The following is an 18657-nucleotide window of genomic DNA, read 5'->3' as shown; positions in this document are numbered from 1 at the left end:
GGTGGGGGTGGCCCATGCTCGATCGGGAAGGCTACCGCCCCAATGTCGGCATCATTCTCGTCAACACGAAAAACGAGGTCTTCTGGGGTAAGCGCATCCGGGAACATGCCTGGCAGTTCCCGCAGGGCGGCATCAAGTACGGCGAAAGCCCGGTGCAGGCGATGTATCGCGAACTTCACGAAGAAACGGGGTTGAAACCCGAGCATGTCCGCATTTTGGGGCGCACACGCGACTGGTTGCGCTATAACGTGCCGGATCATTTTGTCCGAAGGGAGTGGCGTGGCCACTACAAAGGGCAAAAACAGATCTGGTTTTTGTTGCGGCTCACAGGCCGCGACTGCGACGTGCGGCTGCGCGCCACGCAGCATCCTGAGTTCGACGCCTGGCGTTGGAGTCAGTACTGGGTGCCGCTGGACGCGGTGATCGAGTTCAAGCGCGACGTTTACACGCAGGCCCTGAACGAGCTGTCGGCGATATTGTTCCGGCGGCAGCACGAGACGCGCTACTTGCGTCAGCGCGTTCATGGCCAGCGTAATTCCGAAGAAACTTCCGACGTTCAGGACGAACATGCGCGTATTGCTGGTTGAAGATGAACGCGATATGGCGTCATGGCTGGTGCGTGCACTGGCGCAAAGTGGGTTTTTGCCGGACCACGCCGCAGATGCGGCGAGTGCCGAGATGTTGATGGCGGACAATGATTATGAGGCCATCATCATGGATTTGCGGTTGCCGGATAAACACGGTTTGGTCCTGTTGCGCGAAATGCGCGCCCGCAACGACCTCACCCCGGTGCTGCTCCTGACCGCGCAAGGCTCGCTGCACGACCGCGTGCGCGGTCTGAATATCGGCGCCGACGACTTCCTGACGAAGCCGTTCGCGCTTGAAGAGCTCGAAGCGCGCGTGGCCGCGCTCGTGCGCCGCAGCCGCGGCCGCCAGCCGGCCCGCCTGCACTGTGGGTCGCTCTCTTATGATGAAGAGAGCCGGGCGTTCTCGTTGGGCGACACCTTGTTGTTCCTCACACCGCGCGAACATGCCGCGCTGCATGCCTTGCTGGCACGCAGCGGCTTCCCGGTCGAGAAGGTGCAGTTGTTCGGCAAGGTGTTCAACCACGATAGCGAGGCCAATCCCGATGCGATCGAGGTCGTGCTGCATCGGCTGCGTAAGAAGCTTACGGGGAGCGACGTGCACATCGTGACCGTGCGCGGTCTGGGATACATGCTCGAAAGCGGCGCGAGTGAAAGCACGCCTGCCTGAACTCACGTTCCGGCATCGCTTCGGCATCCGCGCACTCCTGATCGCCCTGCTGCTGCCGGGCGTGGTGGCGCTGCTGGTCATCGACAGCGTCAACGACTACCACATGCTGTCGGAAATCACCGAGGATGCCTACGATGCGGCGTTGCTCGAGCCGGCGCGCGTGCTCGAAAGCAGCGTCGAATTCGACGAATCCGACACGCTGCGCATCATCACCCCGCTTTACGCGCAGGTGATGCTCGAATCCAGGGCGGGGCTGCGCAAGTATTTTCGCGTGGAGGAAGTCCCGCCGGAGCAGGCGGCCAATCCGGCCGGGGTGGCGCAGGCGGGCGCGGTGCTCATGGGCATGCCGGATTTTCCGCGGCCGGGACGATGGCCCGATATTTCAGGTGAGCCGTTGTTCTTCGACGCTGTCTATCGCGCCGATCCGGTGCGGGTGGTGGCGATCCGACGCGATTTCTATCGCAACAGGATCAAGCGCAGCGTGCTCATCATGGTGGCCGAGAGCGTGGGCAAGCGCAATGAAGTCGAGGCCGAAGCCCGCAAGCAGGAGCTGCTGCGCGATGGCCGGATGCTGGCGCTTGTGGTGATCCTGGTCTGGCTGGGCGTGGCCTGGGCGCTCGCCCCGCTGCAGCGGCTGCGTGATGATGTGCATGCCCGGTCGCGCGACGACCTCACGCCGCTCGATGCGGACAAGGTGCCGCAAGAGGTCAAGCCGCTGGTCGACGCGGTGAATCATCACATCGAACGCCACCGCCGCGTGCTGGATGCGCAAACCCAATTTCTATCGGACGCCTCGCACCAGATGCGCACGCCGATCGCCGTGATGCTCACGCAAGCGCAGTACGCATTGCGCGCGGCCGATCCGGCGCAGGCACGCGAAAGTCTGGAGGGCATCGTGGTGCAGTTGCGCCGCGCCCGCCGTCTCACCGAACAGTTGCTCGCGCTGGCTCACGCCAACCAACAGGAAACCGTCGATCGGTCGCGCATCGATCTCAATGCTGTTGCCCGTGAAGTGGTGCTGGAGTTCTATCCGCTGGCGCACGAAAAGCGGCAGGATCTCGGCTGGATCGATGCCTGTCAGACAGACGAAGCCGGTGCCTTGGAAGGCTTGGCCGCGGACGGCGTGCCGGTGTTCGCCTCGGACGTCGAGGTGCGCGAGGCCCTGTCCAATCTCATTCACAATGCCATCAACTATGCGCCAGTCAGTGCCTGCATCACCGTCTCTGCCCGCCGCAACGGGATACGGGGCGAGGTGTCGGTGTGCGATAACGGGCCGGGCTTGTCGGAACATTTTTACGGCCGCGCGTTTGCGCGCTTCGATCGGATCGGGCTGGAGAAGGGGGCCGGCCGGGCCGAAGGATCCGGTCTCGGCCTGGCGATCGCGCGTGCCTATATGCGACGCAACGGCGGCGATGTCGAGCTCTCGGCGGGCGATCCCAATGACGCCGGATCGACCGGACTGCGCGCCTCGATCTGGTTGCCGCTGGCCCCCACTCAGGCTGCCGCCACGCGCCGTCTGACCATCCCCAACGATTTTTCATAACCTCTGGACGAATTGCCATGCATCTCTTGTTCGCTCATCCCGGCACGCCTCCCGAAGAATGGGTCGCGGCCCTGCGCGCCGCGTTGCCCGAGCATCATGTGTCGATCTGGAATCCGAACGCGCCCGCCACCGGCGCCGATGTCGCGCTGGTGTGGAAGCCGCCGGCCAATCTGTTCACGCATGAAACGCAGCTCAAGACGATATTCAATCTGGGCGCGGGCGTCGATGCCGTGCTGGCCTTACCGACGTTTCCCGCCGACGCCCGGCTGATTCGTCTCGAGGACGCCGGCATGGCGGTGCAGATGGCAGAGTACGTGTTGTTTGCACTGGCCCGCGCGTCGCGCGATTTCGACGTGTATGACGCGCAACAGCGCGCCGGACAGTGGCAGCCTGCGCCGGGCACCCTGCGCGCTGACTGGCCGGTGGGCATTCTGGGCTTGGGTCGGATCGGTCTACAAGTCGCGCAAACGTTGGCGACGCTGGGTTACGACGTGGCCGGGTGGTCGCGCTCGGGCCGTGACGATGTGGCCGGCATGACATCGTACGCGGGTGCCGAGGCGCTGCCGGCGTTTTTGGCACGCACCCGCGTGCTCGTCAACGTGCTGCCGTTGACGGCGGAGACGCGCGGCTTCATCGATGCATCGGTGCTGGCGCAATTGAAGTCGGGTGCGCACGTCATCAATGTGGGGCGCGGCGAGTCCCTGGTCGAAAAGGATTTGCTCGCGGCACTCGCTTCGGGTCAGGTCGCAGGCGCGTCGCTGGATGTGTTCGAAACCGAGCCGTTGCCGCAGGATCATCCATTCTGGCGTGACGCGCGGGTACACATCACCCCGCATGTGGCAGCACGCACGTTGCTCGAAGAGTCGATCGCTCAGATCGCGTCGAAGGTGCGCGCGCTGGCTGCCGGCCAACCGATTACCGGCATTGTGTCGCGCGATCGCGGGTATTGAGCCCACGACGCGGGATCGGACTGACCCGCAGGGTTACTGCCTCATTCCTCGGCGGTGCCATGGTCTTGATCTGACCGCGCTCATGCATTCAGCGCCCTCGGCCTGAGGGCGCGCGATCAAGGCGGCGATGGCGCGTAGTGCGCGTTGCTGCCGGTTTCCGCCTCGTCGGCGTACGCCTGCGGCAACCGATCGGATAGAAAATCCAGAAACGACCTGACGGCCGGCACCATGCCGCGCCGCGACGGATAGATGCAATGCACGATCCCGTTGCCGGTGTGCCATTGCGGCAGCACTTTCACCAGGGTGCCGGTGCGCAACGCTTCGCGGATGGCGACATCGGGCAGCAAGGCAATGCCGTGGCCCCGGATGGCGGCTTCGGCAAGCACGACAAAATCATTCGATGCCAGTTGCGGCGTGATCTGCACGACGTGCTGTTCGCCACGACGGTTATCCAACGTCCAGCGGGTGTCCGGCTCATCGGAAAACGTCAGCGTGCGATGGTCTGCCAACGCGGGCGGCGCATCGGGCTGCCCATGCCGCCGGATGTAGTCAGGGCTGGCCACCAGCGCCGAGCTGCCACTTCCCAAGCGCCGAACGATGAACTCCGCATCCGTATCCAGCTTGGGGCGCACCCGCACGGCCAGATCGACGCCTTCCTTGATCAGGTCGATACGCCGATTGGTCACGAGCAGACGAATCGCCACCTGGGGGAACGCATCCATGAATTCGGGCAGGATCGGCGCCAGCATTTGCTGGGCGATGGCGACCGGGCAACTCACGACCACAGGGCCGGTAGGTTCGGCTTTCAGTTGTTGCATGGCGTCGTCGGCGGCCCGGGCGGAGGACGCCATGGCGCGGCAGAACGTCAGATAGCGCTCACCGGCACTGGTGAGGCTGATCTGGCGGGTCGTGCGTTGAAGCAGCCTGACGCCTAGCCGTTCTTCCAGCAGCGCAATCCGGCGAGACAATCGCGACTTTGGAATGCCGAGGCTTTTGCCGGCGGCGGTGAAGCTGCCGCGTTCGACCACTTGGGCGAAATAAAACAGATCGTTGAGATCTTGCATCTGCGATTGTCCGATGAGTGGAACATGGCGTTCAGTTTAGCGGGCTTTTCGCGACAAAAAAACCGGCCTACAGTGAGTCCATTGCTTCCAATCATCGGACTTCCCCCATCATGCGTACCCTGATCGTTCTCTCGTCCATCCTCGGCGACAACAGCAAGTCCACCCAACTGGCCCGCCATCTGTCGGCACATTTGGGTGCAGAGCAGGGCGAGGTCATCGTGCGTGACCTGGGCCATACGCCGCTGCCCTATATGGACGGCAGCCTGATCGGCGCGCTGTTCACCCCGCAAGACCAGCGCGTTGACGCTCAACACGCCGCTGTCGCGGTGGCTGATGCGGCGATTGATGAACTCAAGGCGGCCGATCGCGTGATCTTCGCCGTGCCCGTCTACAACTTCGGATTGCCGGCGCAGTTGAAGAGCTATCTGGATTTTGTGGCGCGCGCCGGCGTGACATTCCGCTATACCGCAGAAGGTGTCCCGGAAGGCCTGGTTACCGGCAAGGAAGTGTTCGTCGTATCGGCGCGCGGCGGCAAAGCACAAGGGACGCCGCTTGACACCGTCACACCCTATCTGCAAACGATGCTGGGCTTTTTGGGCATGACCAATGTCACTTTCATCGCAGCCGAAGGGCAGGCGATGGGTGAGGCCGCTGCCGCTGCCGGTATGGATGCCGCGCGTGCCGCGATCGACGCACTGCCGCAGACCGCATCGGCCGAAAGCCGCGTGGCCGCCTGATGCACAACGGCCGCGCTCTTTGCGCGGCCGTTGTGCATGCTCGATCGCGCAGGCGCGGTCAGTCGCGCAGGCGCTTGATCAGGCTCGAGGTATCCCAGCGATTGCCGCCCAGCTTCTGCACGTCGCCGTAGAACTGGTCCACCAGGGCCGTCACCGGCACCCGGGCGCCATTGCGGCGGGCCTCGTCCAGTACCAGGCCCAGATCCTTGCGCATCCAGTCCACCGCAAAGCCGAACTCGAACTTGTCGTCGACCATGGTCGCGCCGCGGTTCTCCATCTGCCAGCTTTGTGCGGCACCTTTGCTGATCACGTCCAGCACCACCTTCATGTCCAGATCGGCCGCCTGGCCGAAGGCGATGGCCTCCGACAACCCTTGCACGATGCCGGCGATGCAGATCTGATTGACCATCTTTGCCAGTTGGCCTGCGCCCGGCTCACCCACGCGGGTGACGGCCCGGCCGAAAACCAGCGCAACCGGCTGAATCGCTGCAAAAATATCCGGATGGGCTCCGCACATGATGGTCAACTGACCGTTGACGGCACCGGCCTGGCCGCCGGATACCGGCGCATCCATGAACTCCAGGCCCAGCTTCTCGGCTTCGGCATGCAGCGCGCGCGCCACATCGGCCGACGCCGTGGTGTGGTCCACAAACACCGCGCCGCGCGTCATGCCGGCAAAGGCACCGTCCTCGCCCAACACCACGCTCTTCAGATCGTCGTCGTTACCCACGCACGCAAACACGATCTCGGCATCGGCGGCCGCTTCGCGCGGCGTCGGCGCCGATTTGCCGCCGAACTCTTTTACCCATGCCTCGGCCTTGGCCGCGCTGCGGTTGTACACCGTCACCGTGTGGCCGGCGCGGGCCAGATGGCCAGCCATGGGAAAGCCCATCACGCCCAGGCCGATGAAGGCCACGCGTTTGGCGGCCGTGGCGTCATACGAGCGGGTACCGATAGAAGACATGTAGAGCTCCAGGTAGCCGCCGGCCCGAAAGCCGGCGTATTCATGAAAGGCAATGCGTAATCAGAATCCGGCGGCCAGACCGTCGCGGCGGCTGTCGCTGGCCGCAACATAGCCGTCGACGGCGGGGTCGCCCAGGCGCCAGATGAACTGGCCCGATCCGAAATCCATATACGGATCGTCGAATCCCTCCAGCACATGCCCGCGCAGGCGCAGCTCATCCAGGACGGCCCGCGGCATGGCCGCTTCCACGTCCACCGACACGCCGTGATTCCACTTCCAGCGCGGCGCATCGCACGCCGCCTGAGGCTGTTGATGATAGTCCAGCATGCGCACCAATGTCTGCACATGGCCCTGCGGTTGCATATTGCCACCCATCACGCCAAAGCTCATCACCGGCGCGCCGTCGCGCATCAGAAAACCGGGAATGATCGTGTGAAAGGGTCGTTTGCCGCCGGCCACCACGTTGGCGTGCGCCGGGTCCGTGCTGAAGCAGTGGCCCCGGTTCTGCAGGCTCACGCCGGTTCCCGGCACCACGATGCCGGAGCCGAATCCCATGTAGTTCGACTGGATGAAGCTCACCATCATGCCGCTGCGGTCGGCGGTGGTGAGATAGACGGTACCGCCCTGCGGTGCGTGCCCGGAGGCGAACGGCTGGGCGCGCTTGAGATCGATCAGCCCGGCACGCGCCGCCAGATAGTCGGGTGACAACATCTGCTCCGTCGTCAGCCGCATATGCGCGCCATCGGCCACATGCTCATACACGTCCGCAAACGCCAGCTTCATTGCCTCGATCATCAGATGCTGCGTATCGGGATGATCGATCGGTCGCTGGGCCAGATCGAACCGGTCGAGGATGCCCAGCGCGATCAATGCGGCGATGCCTTGCCCGTTGGGCGGGATCTGGTGCAGCGTATGGCCGCGATACTGCTGTTGAATCGGCGTGACCCACTCAGGCTGGTAATTGCGCAGATCCGACACGCTCATCGCCGCATCGTGCGCCTGCGCATGCGCCACCAGTTTGTGCGCCGTCTCGCCGTCGTAAAAATCGCGCCCGCGCGTCGCTGCGATGCGCTTGAGCGTATCCGCCGCCCCGCGCAACACGAAATGCTCGCCCACATGTGGGGCGCGCATCTTAGGCATGAAGTGCTCGGCAAAGCCGGGAAAGGACTGCAGCACGTCGGCCTGCGCCGCCCATTTCTGCTGCACCACGGGCGAGATGGCGAAGCCGCGCTCGGCATACTCGATGGCCGGCGCCAATACCGATTCGAACGACAGCTTGCCGAGTTTGGCATGCAGTGCGTCCCAGCCAGCCACGCAACCCGGTACGGTCACGCTGTCCCAGCCCCGCATCGGAATGGTGCCGCGATGCTTGCGCTTAAAGTAATCGAGATTCCACGCCTGTGGCGCAGGTCCCGACGCATTCAGGCCATGCAACCGTGCGCCGTCCCACACAATGGCGAAGCAGTCCGAACCCAGGCCGTTGCTGACGGGCTCAGTCAGGGTAAGCGTGGCGGCCGCAGCGATCGCGGCGTCGACCGCATTGCCGCCGTTAGCCAGCACCCGCATGCCGGCTTGTGCGGCGAGCGGCTGCGAGGTCGACACGATGTTGCGTGCGAACACCGGATGCCGGGTGGTTGAATAGGGGTTGTTCCAATCGAAGGTCATGTAGGGATGCGCATACGACGGCTGGGGTAAACCCGCAGCTTAACGTAAGCGAGCGTGTGCAATGCAACATTTCATGGATGACATCCTCTCCCAGCCAGGCATGACGCCTGCACAGCCAAATCGATGGCCAAAAAAAAACCCGCAACGCAGGTTGCGGGTTTTTCGCGAGCGGTCGTCCGATCGGGGCAAACCCCGATCCGGCAGAGGATTTACTCTTCTTCGACGAACGTTTCTTCGCGCTTCTTCTTGATGCTGGGCAGGGCGACCAGGATGACCAGGAACACGGCCACCGCCAGCAGCGATGCCGACAGCGGACGCGTCACGAAGGTCGTGTAATCGCCGCGGGACAGCAGCAGGGCACGGCGGAAGTTTTCCTCCATCATGGGACCCAGCACCAGACCCAACAGCAGCGGAGCGCCTTCGCACTTCAGCTTGGCCCACACATAACCGATCACACCGAACATCGCCGTCGTGTAGATGTCGAACGTGTTGTAGTTCAGCGAGTACACACCGATCGTGCAGAACACCAGAATGGCCGGGAACAGGATGCGGTAAGGCACCTTCAGCAGCTTGATCCACAAACCGATCAGCGGCAGGTTCAAAATCACCAGCATCAGGTTGCCGATCCACATCGACGCGATCAGGCCCCAGAACAGTTCCGGGTGGCTGGTCATGACCTGCGGGCCCGGCTGGATGTTGTGGATGGTCATCGCGCCCACCATCAACGCCATCACGGCATTACCCGGGATACCCAGCGTCAGGAGCGGAATGAACGACGTCTGTGCCGCAGCGTTATTGGCCGACTCGGGACCTGCCAGACCGGCGGGGTGACCCTTGCCGAAGCGCTCCGGGTTCTTGGAGATCTTCTTTTCCAGCGTATACGAGGCAAACGACGACAGCACCGCGCCACCGCCCGGCAGAATACCCAGGGCCGAACCCAGGGCCGTACCGCGCACGACGGCGGGCCAGGCTTCCTTGAATTCCTGCTTGTTCGGATACAGCGAGCCGATCTTGTCGGTGATGTCGACGCGGTTTTCCTTCTGCTCGAGGTTGGTCATGATTTCGGCAAAGCCGAACACGCCCATGGCCACGATGGCGAAGTCGATACCGTCTTGCAGTTCGGGGATGCCGAAGTCGTAGCGGGCAACACCCGAGTTCACGTCGGTACCGACCATGCCCAACAGCAGACCCAGCAGAATCATCGCGATGGCCTTCGGCAACGAACCGGAAGCCAACACCACGGCGCCTACCAGACCCAAGCACATCAGCGAGAAGTATTCGGCCGGACCGAACTTGAACGCCACTTCGGCCAACGGGGGCGCGAAGGCGGCCAACAGAACGGTCGCCACGCAACCGGCGAAGAACGAACCGAGAGCGGCGATCGCCAGCGCGGCGCCGGCACGACCGTTACGCGCCATCTGGTGACCGTCGAGCACGGTCACCACCGCTGACGTCTCACCTGGCAATGCCACGAGAATGGCAGTGGTGGAACCGCCGTATTGCGCACCGTAGTAAATACCGGCCAGCATGATCAACCCCGCGATCGGGGGCAACACGTAGGTGATCGGCAACAACATGGCGATCGTCGGCACCGGACCGATACCCGGCAGAACGCCGATCAGGGTGCCCAGGATGCAACCCAGCAGCGCGTAGAACAAGTTTTCCGGCGTGAACGCAACCGAGAAACCCAACATTAAATTATCGAAAAGTTCCATGATGCATCTATCCTCAGTTCATACCCATGAAGCTAGGCCACAGCGGGAAAATCAGTCCCAGGCCCTTGATGAAGGCGAGGTACGAGAAGATCACCAGGAAAATGGCGTTGCCGACGGCAATCTTCCAGCTGAACTCATGACTCGCCAGGCTGCTGACGATCACCAGAACGGCGACGGAGATGTACACGCCCAGCGGACGGAGGATGAAGCCATAAAGCAATACCGAGCCCACCACGAGGCCGGCGATGCGGAAATCGAACTTGTCGATTGTCGTTTCGAGTGCGTTTTTGGAGAAGGAGCCCAACAGCACGATGATGCCGAGTAGCGCCAGTACCAGTCCCAACCAAAAAGGGAAATAGCCCGGGCCCATGCGTGCCGCGGTCCCCATCTGGTAGCTCGTCGCTTTCCAGGCGAACCCGAGGCCAAGGGCGACGAACATCACCCCCGACCAGAAGTCCTGTCTATTCTTTAATTGCATGTTGGTTGGCTCCTATGTACAGCATGTAGGTTTTAAATTCAGACACTTGAGTGCCATTAGGTCTTATCTGTCGAAAGCGGGGTATCTCAGACAGGCTGCATGGTAATGGTTGGCTTGCGGGATGCCTACCCTGTAAGTTCCTTGAAAGCCTGGGGTTTTCCCTAGATTTAGGGTAAGCATCAATCCAGGGTGTAACTTTTCGGGCAAACAGGGCAGTTAATGAAAGGCGAATGAAAGTAAAGAGACAGGACGTTGACAGCACATCGATAGTGCATTGAATGCTACTCGACAGCGTGCCGCAACCCGCCATATGGTTTACGATAGCGCCCATGTTGCAAGACCTAGATCAACTCACCACGCGCATCGGGCAGCTTGTCCAGCGCACCCGGCAAATGCATGCCGAACGGGATGCGCTGCGTGCGCGTCTGGACGAAGCCGAGCGTGCCGCCCGCACATTGCGCGAGCAATGCGCCGAGCGCGACGCGGCCTTGCTCACCCTGCAAGCGCAACTCAAGGACCAGGACGGCGAAGTCGCCACGCGCCTGGCAGAGTCGCAGCGGGCCGAGGTTGCGCTGCGCGAGCAGCTCGAATTTCAGTACACCGCTCACCAATCGCTGGAGTCGCGCCTTTTGGCGCGCGATGCCGACGTCGAGCAACTGCGGCAAGCCGCCGGCTCCGCCCAGACGCGCATCGATGCCGTTCTGGCGCGCCTGCCGGGTGCTGCACCCGCAGCCGAAGGGGAGCACATCTGATGGAACGCGTCGACGTCACGATTCTGGGCCGCGAGTATTCGCTCGCGTGCTCGTTAGAAGAAAAACCCACGCTGCTCGCTGCCGTGCGCCATATCGATCAGTTGATGTTGCGTATCGCCGGCACGGGCAAGGTATCCAGCAATGAACGCATCGCCGTCATGGCCGCTATACAAGTGGCCGGCGAACTGTTATCGATGAAAGCGCCGGATGGTCCATTGGGCGGTTTGGCGGTCGGCGACTTCAAGCGTAGAATTGCCGACATGAATTCATTATTGGACGACGCGCTCACCGATAGGCCGCGCGCTTCCTGAAATGAGCTTCAAGGCGCGGCGGCACATCCCGTCGGTCTTGGCGCCACGTTGATTCAACACAGTTTGTCCCTGCCGTGTTCGTGACCTGGCCATACATTCTCCAACCAATGCTTAATTGGCATCAGGTTGTGCGATTTGCGTAGCTGGCGCGTCCGTCTCTCCGTAGATGGACCCAAGGTTTCGCTTAGCACGACCGACTTGAACTTCGGTTTGAGATGCCGGCCTAGACGGCACAGGCGGGGCTTTTACAAGACGGACCTGCGATTGCGCAGGTCCTTTTTTTTGCCCACCGCTATAGGATCTTGTACATGTTCCCCATTCCGGTTATCCGCACGACCCGTATCGTCGCCGCGCTTTGCGCAGCGAGCCTCATGGTGTTGGCCCAGCCCGCCGCCGCCCAGTCGGCGCCGCCACCCCCAGCGCCCGCCTCGGCAGCTGCCGAACGCCCGGCCGGCCCGCGCGCGCCCGAGATGACGCTTGCCGCCAACGCATCCAGCGAAGTTGATGAAGACACCGTCACGATTTCCCTGGCCGCCGAAGTGGAAGCGCCCGATCAGATTGCTGCCGGCAAAAAACTCACGGCCGCACTCGAGTCGGTGATGAAGCAAGCCAAAGGTGTGAAGGGTGTGGACGCTCGCAGCGGCGGCTATAACGTCTGGGCCATGTCGAACAACAAGGGCAAGACCACGAGCTGGCGCGGTCAGGGCGAAGTCGTCCTCGAATCGAAGGATTTCGCGGCCGCGTCCGAGTTGGCCGCCAAGCTGGGCGACCGGGTCACGATTTCGAATATCCGGTTTTCGCTGTCGCGCGACAAGCGCGAAGCCGAAGAGCGCAAGCTGTTGACGCAGGCGGCCAGTGCGTTTCGCGAGCGTGCGCTCGCCGCCACTGCGGCCTTCGGTTTCTCAGGTTATCGAATCGCCAAGCTCGAAGTGGGCGGCAGCGGCGCCGAGCCGCCGCAACCGCGCATGATGGCGATGGCTGCCCGCGGCAAGGAGGCGTCCGACGCCAACGTGCCGCTCGAATCGGGCAAGCAAACCGTCACCGTCGTGGTCAATGGGACGGTCGTTTTGCAGTGATGATGTAAAGCGCGATACCGGCGGCGATCATGGGCAGCGACAGCCACTGTCCCATGCTCATCCCGCCGGCCAGCAGGCCCAGGAAGTTATCCGGTTCACGCGTGAACTCGGCGAGAAAGCGGAAGGTGCCGTAACCGATCAGGAACACGGCGCTCACCTGTCCCGTAGGACGCGGATGGCGTGAAAACACCCACAGCACGATGAAGAGCAGAATGCCTTCCATGCCCATCTGGTAGAGCTGCGAAGGATGGCGTGCCACGCCGTCGCCCGATCCGGGAAAAACCATCGCCCACGGCACATCCGTCGGACGGCCCCACAGCTCGCCATTGATGAAGTTGCCCAGGCGGCCTGCCGCCAGACCCAGCGGGATCAAGGGAGCGATGAAATCGCTTACGGTGAAGAACGACACACCACGTTTGCGCGCGAAGAGCCAGAACACCAGCAGCACGCCGAGCAGCCCGCCGTGAAAGGCCATTCCGCCTTCCCACAGGTAGAAAATCTCCAGCGGGTGCGCCAGGTAATAGCTCGGCTTGTAGAACAGCACATAGCCCAGGCGCCCACCGATCACGACCCCCATCACGCTGTAGAAGATCAGGTCTTCGAGATCCTTGTTCGAAAAACCGTTGCCGCGCCCGTTGGCGATGCGCACCCGGCCCAGGACGTATACCAGGGCAAACGCGACGAGATACATCAGGCCATACCAGTGAACGGCAAGTGGACCGATTTTGATGGCGATAGGGTCGAACTCGGGATAGCGCAGCATGTTTGAAACGGACCATAAAGAGATGACGGATAATAACCGGCGTTCAGGCTCCGACGCCCGCCGGGGTCCGCGTTCACTTTGCCGCCATGCGTTCGATGCCGGCAATACAGGAACATCAGGAGACAAGCCATGCCTTATAACGAACGGTCACGCCATATCACCCAAGGCGACGCACGCGCACCCAACCGCGCCATGTATTACGCGCTCGGTTATCAAGAAAAGGATTTCGACGCCCCGATGATCGGCGTCGCCAATGGCCACTCCACGATCACGCCATGCAACAGCGGCTTGCAGCGCCTGGCCGATGCCGCGATCGCATCGATCCGCGAATCCGGGGCCAATCCGCAGGTCTTCGGCACGCCCACCATCTCTGACGGAATGTCGATGGGCACCGAAGGCATGAAGTACTCGCTGGTGTCGCGTGAAGTCATCGCCGACTGCATCGAGACGGCCGCCCAAGGGCAATGGATGGACGGCGTCGTCGTCATCGGCGGATGCGACAAGAACATGCCGGGCGGCATGATGGCCCTGGCGCGCACGAACGTGCCGGGCATCTACGTTTATGGCGGCACCATCAAACCGGGGCACTACAAGGGTCGCGACTTGACGATCGTGTCCGTGTTCGAAGCGGTTGGCGAACACACCATGGGTCGCATGAGTGAAGAAGATTTCAAGGAAATCGAAAAGCGTGCCGTTCCGGGCTCGGGATCCTGTGGCGGCATGTACACGGCCAACACCATGAGCTCCGCGTTCGAAGCCATGGGCATGGCGCTCCCATACTCCAGCACGATGGCCAACGAGGATGACGAGAAGACGGCATCTGCGGCCGAATCGGCGCGGGTGCTGGTCGAAGCGGTCAAACGCAATCTGCGTCCGCGCGACATCATCACGCGCAAGTCCATCGAAAACGCCGTCGCCGTGCTGATGGCCACGGGTGGGTCGACCAATGCCGTGCTGCATTTCCTGGCGATCGCGCACGCGGCCGAGGTGCCTTGGACCATCGACGATTTCGAACGCATGCGCCGCAAGGTGCCGGTGCTGTGCAACCTGAAGCCTTCCGGCGCGTACGTCGCGACCGATCTGCATCGTGCAGGGGGCATCCCGCAAGTCATGAAGCTGTTGTTGAACGCCGGCTTGCTGCATGGCGATTGCATCACGATTACCGGGCAGACGATCGCCGAGACCCTCGCCGATGTGCCCGATGTGCCTTCGCCCGATCAAGATGTGATCCGCACCATCGAACACGCGTTGTACAAGGAAGGGCACCTGGCGATTCTGAAGGGCAATCTGTCGCCTGAGGGCTGCGTGGCCAAGATCACCGGGCTCAAGAACCCCGTCATCACCGGGCCCGCGCGCGTGTTCGATTCCGAAGACGATGCCATGGCCGCCATCATGGACCGGCGCATTGTCGATGGCGACGTTTTGATCATTCGCTACGAGGGCCCCAAAGGCGGGCCGGGCATGCGCGAGATGCTGGCACCCACTTCCGCCTTGATCGGCCAGGGCCTGGGCGAAACCGTGGGCCTCGTGACCGACGGGCGTTTCTCGGGCGGTACCTGGGGCATGGTGGTGGGGCACGTCTCGCCCGAGGCGCAGGTCGGCGGCCCGATCGCATTGATCGAAGAGGGCGATTCGGTCACGATCGACGCTCATGCCTTGTTGCTGCAACTCAATGTGCCTGATGACGTCATCGCTGCCCGCCGGGCTGCCTGGCGGGCGCCGGCACCCCGATACACTCGTGGTGTGCTGGCCAAGTTCGGCAAGCTCGCCAGTACCGCCAGTCGTGGAGCCGTTACCGATGCGTTTGACGAGTAAGGCAGGATTGGCCCTCGTGGCCACCCTGCTGGCGGCGCCTGCCGCCGCCCAAACTACCGGGGAGGCCTTGGCCAAATCCCGCAACTGCATGGCCTGTCACCAGGTCGACGTGAAACGGGTGGGCCCACCGCTGGCCAGTATCGCCAAACGGTATGCGGGTCCGCCTGAGGCCGTCGATTACCTGGCACAGTCCATACGTAAAGGTGGGGGCGGCCGCTGGGGCGCCGTGCCGATGCCCGCGCAGACCCATGTCACCCCTGACGAAGCGAAACAGTTGGCCGAGTGGATTTTGTCGTTGAAGAGCGCACAATAGGCCGCATATAGGAGATCGGCCAACACCGTTTGCAGGCGCCTCGCGGTGCCCGTCGGTGCGTTTGCCCATCACCCGAAGCCTCAAGGAGCAGCAATGAGCGAGTTATCAACCCCAGTCGCGCCGGGCGGCGCGCAAGTCGCGGTTTTGGGCGGCGGATGCTTTTGGTGCGTCGAAGCGGTGTTTCAGGGCTTGCGCGGCGTGTCGTCCGTACAGTCCGGATATGCGGGCGGACATGTCGACAACCCTTCCTACGAGCAGGTTTGCGACGGGAACACCGGGCACATCGAAGTCGCCAGGATTACGTTCGATCCGGCAGTGCTCTCGTTTGAAGATCTGTTGCGCGTGTTCTTCGCAACGCACGACCCCACCACACCGGGCCGCCAGGGCAACGATGTGGGGCCGCAATACGAGTCGGCGATCTTTGCGCAAAGTGCCGAGCAATCGACGGCCGCGGCAAAAATCATCGCCGAAGTCAATGCGGCGGGAATCTACGATGCGCCGATCGTCACTCAGGTGTTGCCCGATGCGCATTTCTGGCCCGCCGAGGATTACCACCGCGATTATTTTGCGCGGCATCCGGGGCAAGGCTATTGCCAGTTCGTCATTGCGCCGAAAGTATCGAAGTTTCGTCAGCAGTTTCGCGATCGCTTGGCACAGGGCTGATCGTCGCGGAAAGCACACCAGACGAATAAAACAAATGCCGCGCACGTCCCTCCTATATAGAGAAGACGTGCGCGGCATTTTCATGCGCAGCCAATCCGCGCGGCACCCGCTTTGCAGCGAAGCGCCAGGCGAGCTCAGTCGACTGTTTTCACCACGCCTCGACGCATCTGGTCGAGTTCGATCGATTCGAAAAGCGCCTTGAAGTTGCCTTCGCCGAATCCATCGTTGCCTTTGCGTTGGATGATCTCGAAGAAAATCGGTCCGATTTGATTCTCGGTGAAGATCTGCAGCAACAAGCCGCCTTCAGCAGCACCGTCGAGCAAGATGCGGTTCTTCTGCAGGATATCCACGTTCTCGCCGTGGTTCGGCAAACGGCGGTCGAGCAGTTCGTAATACGTTTCTGGCGTGTCCAGAAAGCGGGTGCCATTGGCGCGCAGGGCTTCCACCGTTGCGGCAATGTCGTTGCTGGCCAACGCAATGTGCTGAATACCTTCGCCGCGATACATGTCCAGGTATTCCTGGATCTGGCCTTTTTCTTCCGTACCTTCTTCGTTGATCGGAATACGGATGTTGCCGCAAGGCGAGGTCATGGCTTTGGACTTCACGCCGGTCACCTTGCCTTCGATATCGAAGTAGCGCACTTCACGGAAGTTGAACAGGCGCTCGTAAAACTCGGCCCATTCGGCCATACGGCCTTTATGCACGTTATGGGTCAGGTGATCGACCAGTGTCAGGCCGGCGCCGAAGTGATGGATATCGTCCGCAGCATGATCCACATCCAACGGCACGAAATCCACGTCATAAATGCTGATGTCGCCGATCCCGCCGTGGCCGTCCTTGCCTTCCCAGCGATCCACCAGGTAAATCAGCGAGTCGCCGATGCCCTTGATGGCGGGAATGTTCAGCTCCATCGGACCGCTGCGGCTGTCGAAACCCCATGCGCCCAACTCTAGCGCCCGCTTATAGGCAAACCCCGCATCCTGTACGCGCAAGCCAATGGCACAGATCGAAGGGCCGTGAAGCTTGGCGAATCGCTGGGCGAATGAATCCGGCTCGGCGTTGACGAGGAAGTTGACCCCACCCTGACGAAATAGCGTCACATCCTTGTGGCGGTGACGTGCGATGGCCTTGAAGCCCATCGTCTCGAAGACTTTGCGCAACGCGGCGGGATCGGGGGCGGTGTATTCGATGAATTCGAAACCTGCGGTCCCCATCGGATTGTCCCAGGGCTGTTGGACGTCGCTCATGAATTAGTCTCCTCTATATATAGACACTGCGCTTATCGGTGGTGCTGCATGACTTCGCCACTGCACAGAGTCACGGCAGCTTGCGAAAACGATTCTATCCAAGACGGTCCAGCAGCCGATTGCGAAAATAGCGTTGTAATCAGTGATCTGCGCAATAAAATTGCTGTAGTCAAGAAATGGGAGGCATGAAATGCCAGAATTGGAATTGGATCGCACGGATCGTCAGATTTTGATGGAATTGCAGCGGGATGGACGGCTGAGCAACCAGGAGCTGGCCGATCGCGTTTCGCTTTCGCCCAGCCCGTGTCTGCGCCGCGTTCGCAGACTGGAAGAGCAGGGCTACATCCGCCAATATGTGGCGTTGGTCGACGCAGACAAGGTAGGGCTGGGGCTGGTGGCGTACGTCACCATTCGTCTGAATAAGCACAGCGGATCGAGTCATGCGCCCATGAGCGACTTTGCCCGTGACGTGCAGGATTGGCCCGAAGTCGCGGCCTGCTACGCGATGACTGGGGAAATGGATTACCTCATGCGGATTCAGGTGCAGGATTTGGCGCACTTCTCGCGCTTTGCGATGGATACCCTTATGCAGCATCCTGCCGTCATCGATATGCGATCCAGTTTCTCCCTTCAGCGCATCAAGGAAACCAGTGAATTGATGCTTCAGTAGCTTTTCGACTTGCACACCCCAAATCTTGTGCTATAGTTCGGCCCCTTCACCAAGCAGTCGTTGTTTTGACCGGTTGGTGCGGGTCAGGGCCGGGAAGTTTCCGGCCAGGATGTAGGGCAGTAAGTTTTGGTGCCAAGTTGCATTGCAAATTAAAACTGTGCTATATTCTCTGGCTCGGCAGTTGCAGAGAAATGCGGGTTAACCCTAGGGGGTACGAAGCGATTCGAAGCAAGTGCGGGACGATTGGTCAGGGGCTTCTAGCCAGGCAACGCGAGTTGCAGAAAGCTTCGGTTTTCAGGTGGTTTGGGGTGATCGGATCGATCGGCACTGAAGTCATTTCAGCGCGATGTTCAAAGGCAAGTTAGGCGCGAAGCCGGTTGCTGAACTCAGCGAAATGTGCTAAAGTGGAGGGCTTCGCTGAACGGCGAATTGGAAGCGAAAATCTTCTGGTTCGGTAGTCGATCGGTGAGGTTTGCGGGCTTCGGTCTGCAGGCGTTGAAGCGGTGTTATGAAGTGGTTTTTGTGGGTGGTAGCGAATAAGTCGCCAGTCACGAAAATGTCAGATTAGCGAAATAAAGCTGACTTGACGAAGTTGAAAAACTCCTTCATAATCTCGTTTCTCTGCTGCTGACACAGCAGCGCGGCGAAAGCGGCGCAGTAGTGTGAGTGGCGAGGGT

At 61.6% G+C, this 18657-nt stretch carries 19 protein-coding genes and 1 other RNA gene; 13 read left to right on the top strand and 7 right to left on the bottom strand.

Translation table 11 applies throughout. The features are described from left to right. The first annotated feature begins 14 nt into the window (after nt 1–14). From EYW45_RS00800 to EYW45_RS00785, 4 genes are read left to right on the top strand one after another with little or no spacing between them, the layout of a single operon-like run. On the top strand, nt 15–587 hold the full coding sequence (locus tag EYW45_RS00800) for an RNA pyrophosphohydrolase (RefSeq protein WP_161133476.1): 573 nt from the start codon (nt 15–17) through the stop codon (nt 585–587). Next, the gene (locus tag EYW45_RS00795) at nt 568–1254 is read left to right on the top strand and encodes a response regulator (protein ID WP_161133475.1); all 687 of its coding nucleotides are present in this window, start codon (nt 568–570) and stop codon (nt 1252–1254) included. The genes EYW45_RS00800 and EYW45_RS00795 overlap by 20 nt, the downstream gene beginning before the upstream one ends. Next, nucleotides 1235–2797: a sensor histidine kinase gene (locus EYW45_RS00790; RefSeq protein WP_161133474.1), complete on the top strand. Its 1563-nt coding sequence runs from the start codon at nt 1235–1237 to the stop codon at nt 2795–2797. Before EYW45_RS00795 ends, EYW45_RS00790 begins: the two co-directional genes overlap by 20 nt. Before the next feature lie 17 nt (nt 2798–2814). Continuing rightward, nucleotides 2815–3747 carry a 2-hydroxyacid dehydrogenase gene (locus EYW45_RS00785; RefSeq protein ID WP_161133473.1) on the top strand — a complete coding sequence of 311 codons (933 nt, stop codon included), beginning with the start codon at nt 2815–2817 and terminating at the stop codon, nt 3745–3747. A 116-nt stretch (nt 3748–3863) separates the two neighbouring features. Here EYW45_RS00785 and EYW45_RS00780 read toward each other — a convergent pair whose 3' ends face one another. Then, nucleotides 3864–4811: a LysR family transcriptional regulator gene (locus EYW45_RS00780; protein WP_161133472.1), complete on the bottom strand. Its 948-nt coding sequence runs from the start codon at nt 4809–4811 to the stop codon at nt 3864–3866. A gap of 110 nt (nt 4812–4921) precedes the next feature. On the opposite strand from EYW45_RS00780, the gene EYW45_RS00775 reads away from it, so the two are divergent. Further along, nucleotides 4922–5548, top strand: a complete 627-nt coding sequence (locus EYW45_RS00775; protein ID WP_161133621.1) for an FMN-dependent NADH-azoreductase — start codon at nt 4922–4924, stop codon at nt 5546–5548. A gap of 58 nt (nt 5549–5606) precedes the next feature. On the opposite strand, the gene EYW45_RS00770 is transcribed toward EYW45_RS00775, so the two are convergent. From EYW45_RS00770 to EYW45_RS00755, 4 genes are all read right to left on the bottom strand, one after another. Further along, on the bottom strand, nt 5607–6512 hold the full coding sequence (locus EYW45_RS00770; protein ID WP_161133471.1) for an NAD(P)-dependent oxidoreductase: 906 nt from the start codon (nt 6510–6512) through the stop codon (nt 5607–5609). 60 nt (nt 6513–6572) lie between these two features. Beyond that, nucleotides 6573–8177, bottom strand: a complete 1605-nt coding sequence (locus EYW45_RS00765) for a gamma-glutamyltransferase family protein (RefSeq protein WP_161133470.1) — start codon at nt 8175–8177, stop codon at nt 6573–6575. A gap of 209 nt (nt 8178–8386) precedes the next feature. Then, nucleotides 8387–9892, bottom strand: a complete 1506-nt coding sequence (locus EYW45_RS00760; protein ID WP_161133469.1) for a tripartite tricarboxylate transporter permease — start codon at nt 9890–9892, stop codon at nt 8387–8389. Between the two features lie 13 nt (nt 9893–9905). Further along, entirely contained in the window at nt 9906–10370 is a 465-nt protein-coding gene (locus tag EYW45_RS00755; protein WP_161133468.1) for a tripartite tricarboxylate transporter TctB family protein, read from the bottom strand. Between the two features lie 329 nt (nt 10371–10699). On the opposite strand from EYW45_RS00755, the gene EYW45_RS00750 reads away from it, so the two are divergent. The 4 genes from EYW45_RS00750 to EYW45_RS00735 all read left to right on the top strand — a co-directional run bounded on the left by EYW45_RS00750 (nt 10700) and on the right by EYW45_RS00735 (nt 12509). Beyond that, the gene (locus EYW45_RS00750; protein WP_161133467.1) at nt 10700–11122 is read left to right on the top strand and encodes a hypothetical protein; all 423 of its coding nucleotides are present in this window, start codon (nt 10700–10702) and stop codon (nt 11120–11122) included. Next, the gene (locus EYW45_RS00745) at nt 11122–11433 is read left to right on the top strand and encodes a cell division protein ZapA (protein ID WP_161133466.1); all 312 of its coding nucleotides are present in this window, start codon (nt 11122–11124) and stop codon (nt 11431–11433) included. The genes EYW45_RS00750 and EYW45_RS00745 overlap by 1 nt, the downstream gene beginning before the upstream one ends. A 63-nt stretch (nt 11434–11496) precedes the next feature. Further along, nucleotides 11497–11680: non-coding RNA, 6S RNA (gene ssrS, locus EYW45_RS00740), on the top strand. A 61-nt stretch (nt 11681–11741) separates the two neighbouring features. Then, complete coding sequence (locus tag EYW45_RS00735; RefSeq protein WP_161133465.1) at nt 11742–12509, top strand: SIMPL domain-containing protein; 768 nt, start codon at nt 11742–11744, stop codon at nt 12507–12509. Here EYW45_RS00735 and lgt read toward each other — a convergent pair. Beyond that, nucleotides 12484–13272 carry a prolipoprotein diacylglyceryl transferase gene (gene lgt / locus EYW45_RS00730; protein ID WP_161133464.1) on the bottom strand — a complete coding sequence of 263 codons (789 nt, stop codon included), beginning with the start codon at nt 13270–13272 and terminating at the stop codon, nt 12484–12486. The genes EYW45_RS00735 and lgt overlap by 26 nt on opposite strands. Nucleotides 13273–13401: 129 nt before the next feature. On the opposite strand from lgt, the gene ilvD reads away from it, so the two are divergent. The 3 genes from ilvD to msrA all read left to right on the top strand — a co-directional run bounded on the left by ilvD (nt 13402) and on the right by msrA (nt 16063). Further along, nucleotides 13402–15087: a dihydroxy-acid dehydratase gene (gene ilvD / locus EYW45_RS00725; RefSeq protein ID WP_161133463.1), complete on the top strand. Its 1686-nt coding sequence runs from the start codon at nt 13402–13404 to the stop codon at nt 15085–15087. Further along, entirely contained in the window at nt 15071–15400 is a 330-nt protein-coding gene (locus tag EYW45_RS00720; RefSeq protein ID WP_161133462.1) for a c-type cytochrome, read from the top strand. Before ilvD ends, EYW45_RS00720 begins: the two co-directional genes overlap by 17 nt. 93 nt (nt 15401–15493) lie before the next feature. After that, on the top strand, nt 15494–16063 hold the full coding sequence (msrA, locus tag EYW45_RS00715; protein WP_161133461.1) for a peptide-methionine (S)-S-oxide reductase MsrA: 570 nt from the start codon (nt 15494–15496) through the stop codon (nt 16061–16063). Between the two features lie 134 nt (nt 16064–16197). Here the strand turns inward: msrA and hppD are convergent, their stop codons facing one another. Further along, nucleotides 16198–17310 carry a 4-hydroxyphenylpyruvate dioxygenase gene (gene hppD, locus EYW45_RS00710; RefSeq protein WP_161133460.1) on the bottom strand — a complete coding sequence of 371 codons (1113 nt, stop codon included), beginning with the start codon at nt 17308–17310 and terminating at the stop codon, nt 16198–16200. A gap of 190 nt (nt 17311–17500) precedes the next feature. Between hppD and EYW45_RS00705 the strand changes: the two genes are divergently transcribed. Continuing rightward, nucleotides 17501–17980 (top strand): Lrp/AsnC family transcriptional regulator, encoded by a 480-nt coding sequence (locus tag EYW45_RS00705; RefSeq protein ID WP_161133459.1) that lies wholly within the window; start codon nt 17501–17503, stop codon nt 17978–17980. The last annotated feature ends 677 nt before the right edge of the window (nt 17981–18657 follow it).

This window comes from Schauerella aestuarii (genome assembly GCF_009866805.1).
Classification (GTDB): Bacteria; Pseudomonadota; Gammaproteobacteria; order Burkholderiales; family Burkholderiaceae_B; genus Schauerella; species Schauerella aestuarii.
Note: the sequence above shows the minus strand (reverse complement) of the source record. Positions and strands in the feature narration are given on the sequence as shown.

Bases quoted from the DNA above. Each gene is read 5' to 3' on its own strand.
- EYW45_RS00795 (WP_161133475.1), top strand. From the start codon at position 568: ATGCGCGTATTGCTGGTTGAAGATGAACGCGATATGGCGTCATGGCTG.
- EYW45_RS00800 (WP_161133476.1), top strand. From the start codon at position 15: ATGCTCGATCGGGAAGGCTACCGCCCCAATGTCGGCATCATTCTCGTC.
- EYW45_RS00780 (WP_161133472.1), bottom strand. From the start codon at position 4,811: ATGCAAGATCTCAACGATCTGTTTTATTTCGCCCAAGTGGTCGAACGC.
- EYW45_RS00720 (WP_161133462.1), top strand. From the start codon at position 15,071: ATGCGTTTGACGAGTAAGGCAGGATTGGCCCTCGTGGCCACCCTGCTG.
- EYW45_RS00745 (WP_161133466.1), top strand. From the start codon at position 11,122: ATGGAACGCGTCGACGTCACGATTCTGGGCCGCGAGTATTCGCTCGCG.
- EYW45_RS00735 (WP_161133465.1), top strand. From the start codon at position 11,742: ATGTTCCCCATTCCGGTTATCCGCACGACCCGTATCGTCGCCGCGCTT.
- EYW45_RS00770 (WP_161133471.1), bottom strand. From the start codon at position 6,512: ATGTCTTCTATCGGTACCCGCTCGTATGACGCCACGGCCGCCAAACGC.
- EYW45_RS00750 (WP_161133467.1), top strand. From the start codon at position 10,700: ATGTTGCAAGACCTAGATCAACTCACCACGCGCATCGGGCAGCTTGTC.
- EYW45_RS00775 (WP_161133621.1), top strand. From the start codon at position 4,922: ATGCGTACCCTGATCGTTCTCTCGTCCATCCTCGGCGACAACAGCAAG.
- EYW45_RS00785 (WP_161133473.1), top strand. From the start codon at position 2,815: ATGCATCTCTTGTTCGCTCATCCCGGCACGCCTCCCGAAGAATGGGTC.
- msrA (WP_161133461.1), top strand. From the start codon at position 15,494: ATGAGCGAGTTATCAACCCCAGTCGCGCCGGGCGGCGCGCAAGTCGCG.
- EYW45_RS00760 (WP_161133469.1), bottom strand. From the start codon at position 9,892: ATGGAACTTTTCGATAATTTAATGTTGGGTTTCTCGGTTGCGTTCACG.
- hppD (WP_161133460.1), bottom strand. From the start codon at position 17,310: ATGAGCGACGTCCAACAGCCCTGGGACAATCCGATGGGGACCGCAGGT.
- EYW45_RS00765 (WP_161133470.1), bottom strand. From the start codon at position 8,177: ATGACCTTCGATTGGAACAACCCCTATTCAACCACCCGGCATCCGGTG.
- ilvD (WP_161133463.1), top strand. From the start codon at position 13,402: ATGCCTTATAACGAACGGTCACGCCATATCACCCAAGGCGACGCACGC.
- EYW45_RS00705 (WP_161133459.1), top strand. From the start codon at position 17,501: ATGCCAGAATTGGAATTGGATCGCACGGATCGTCAGATTTTGATGGAA.
- EYW45_RS00755 (WP_161133468.1), bottom strand. From the start codon at position 10,370: ATGCAATTAAAGAATAGACAGGACTTCTGGTCGGGGGTGATGTTCGTC.
- lgt (WP_161133464.1), bottom strand. From the start codon at position 13,272: ATGCTGCGCTATCCCGAGTTCGACCCTATCGCCATCAAAATCGGTCCA.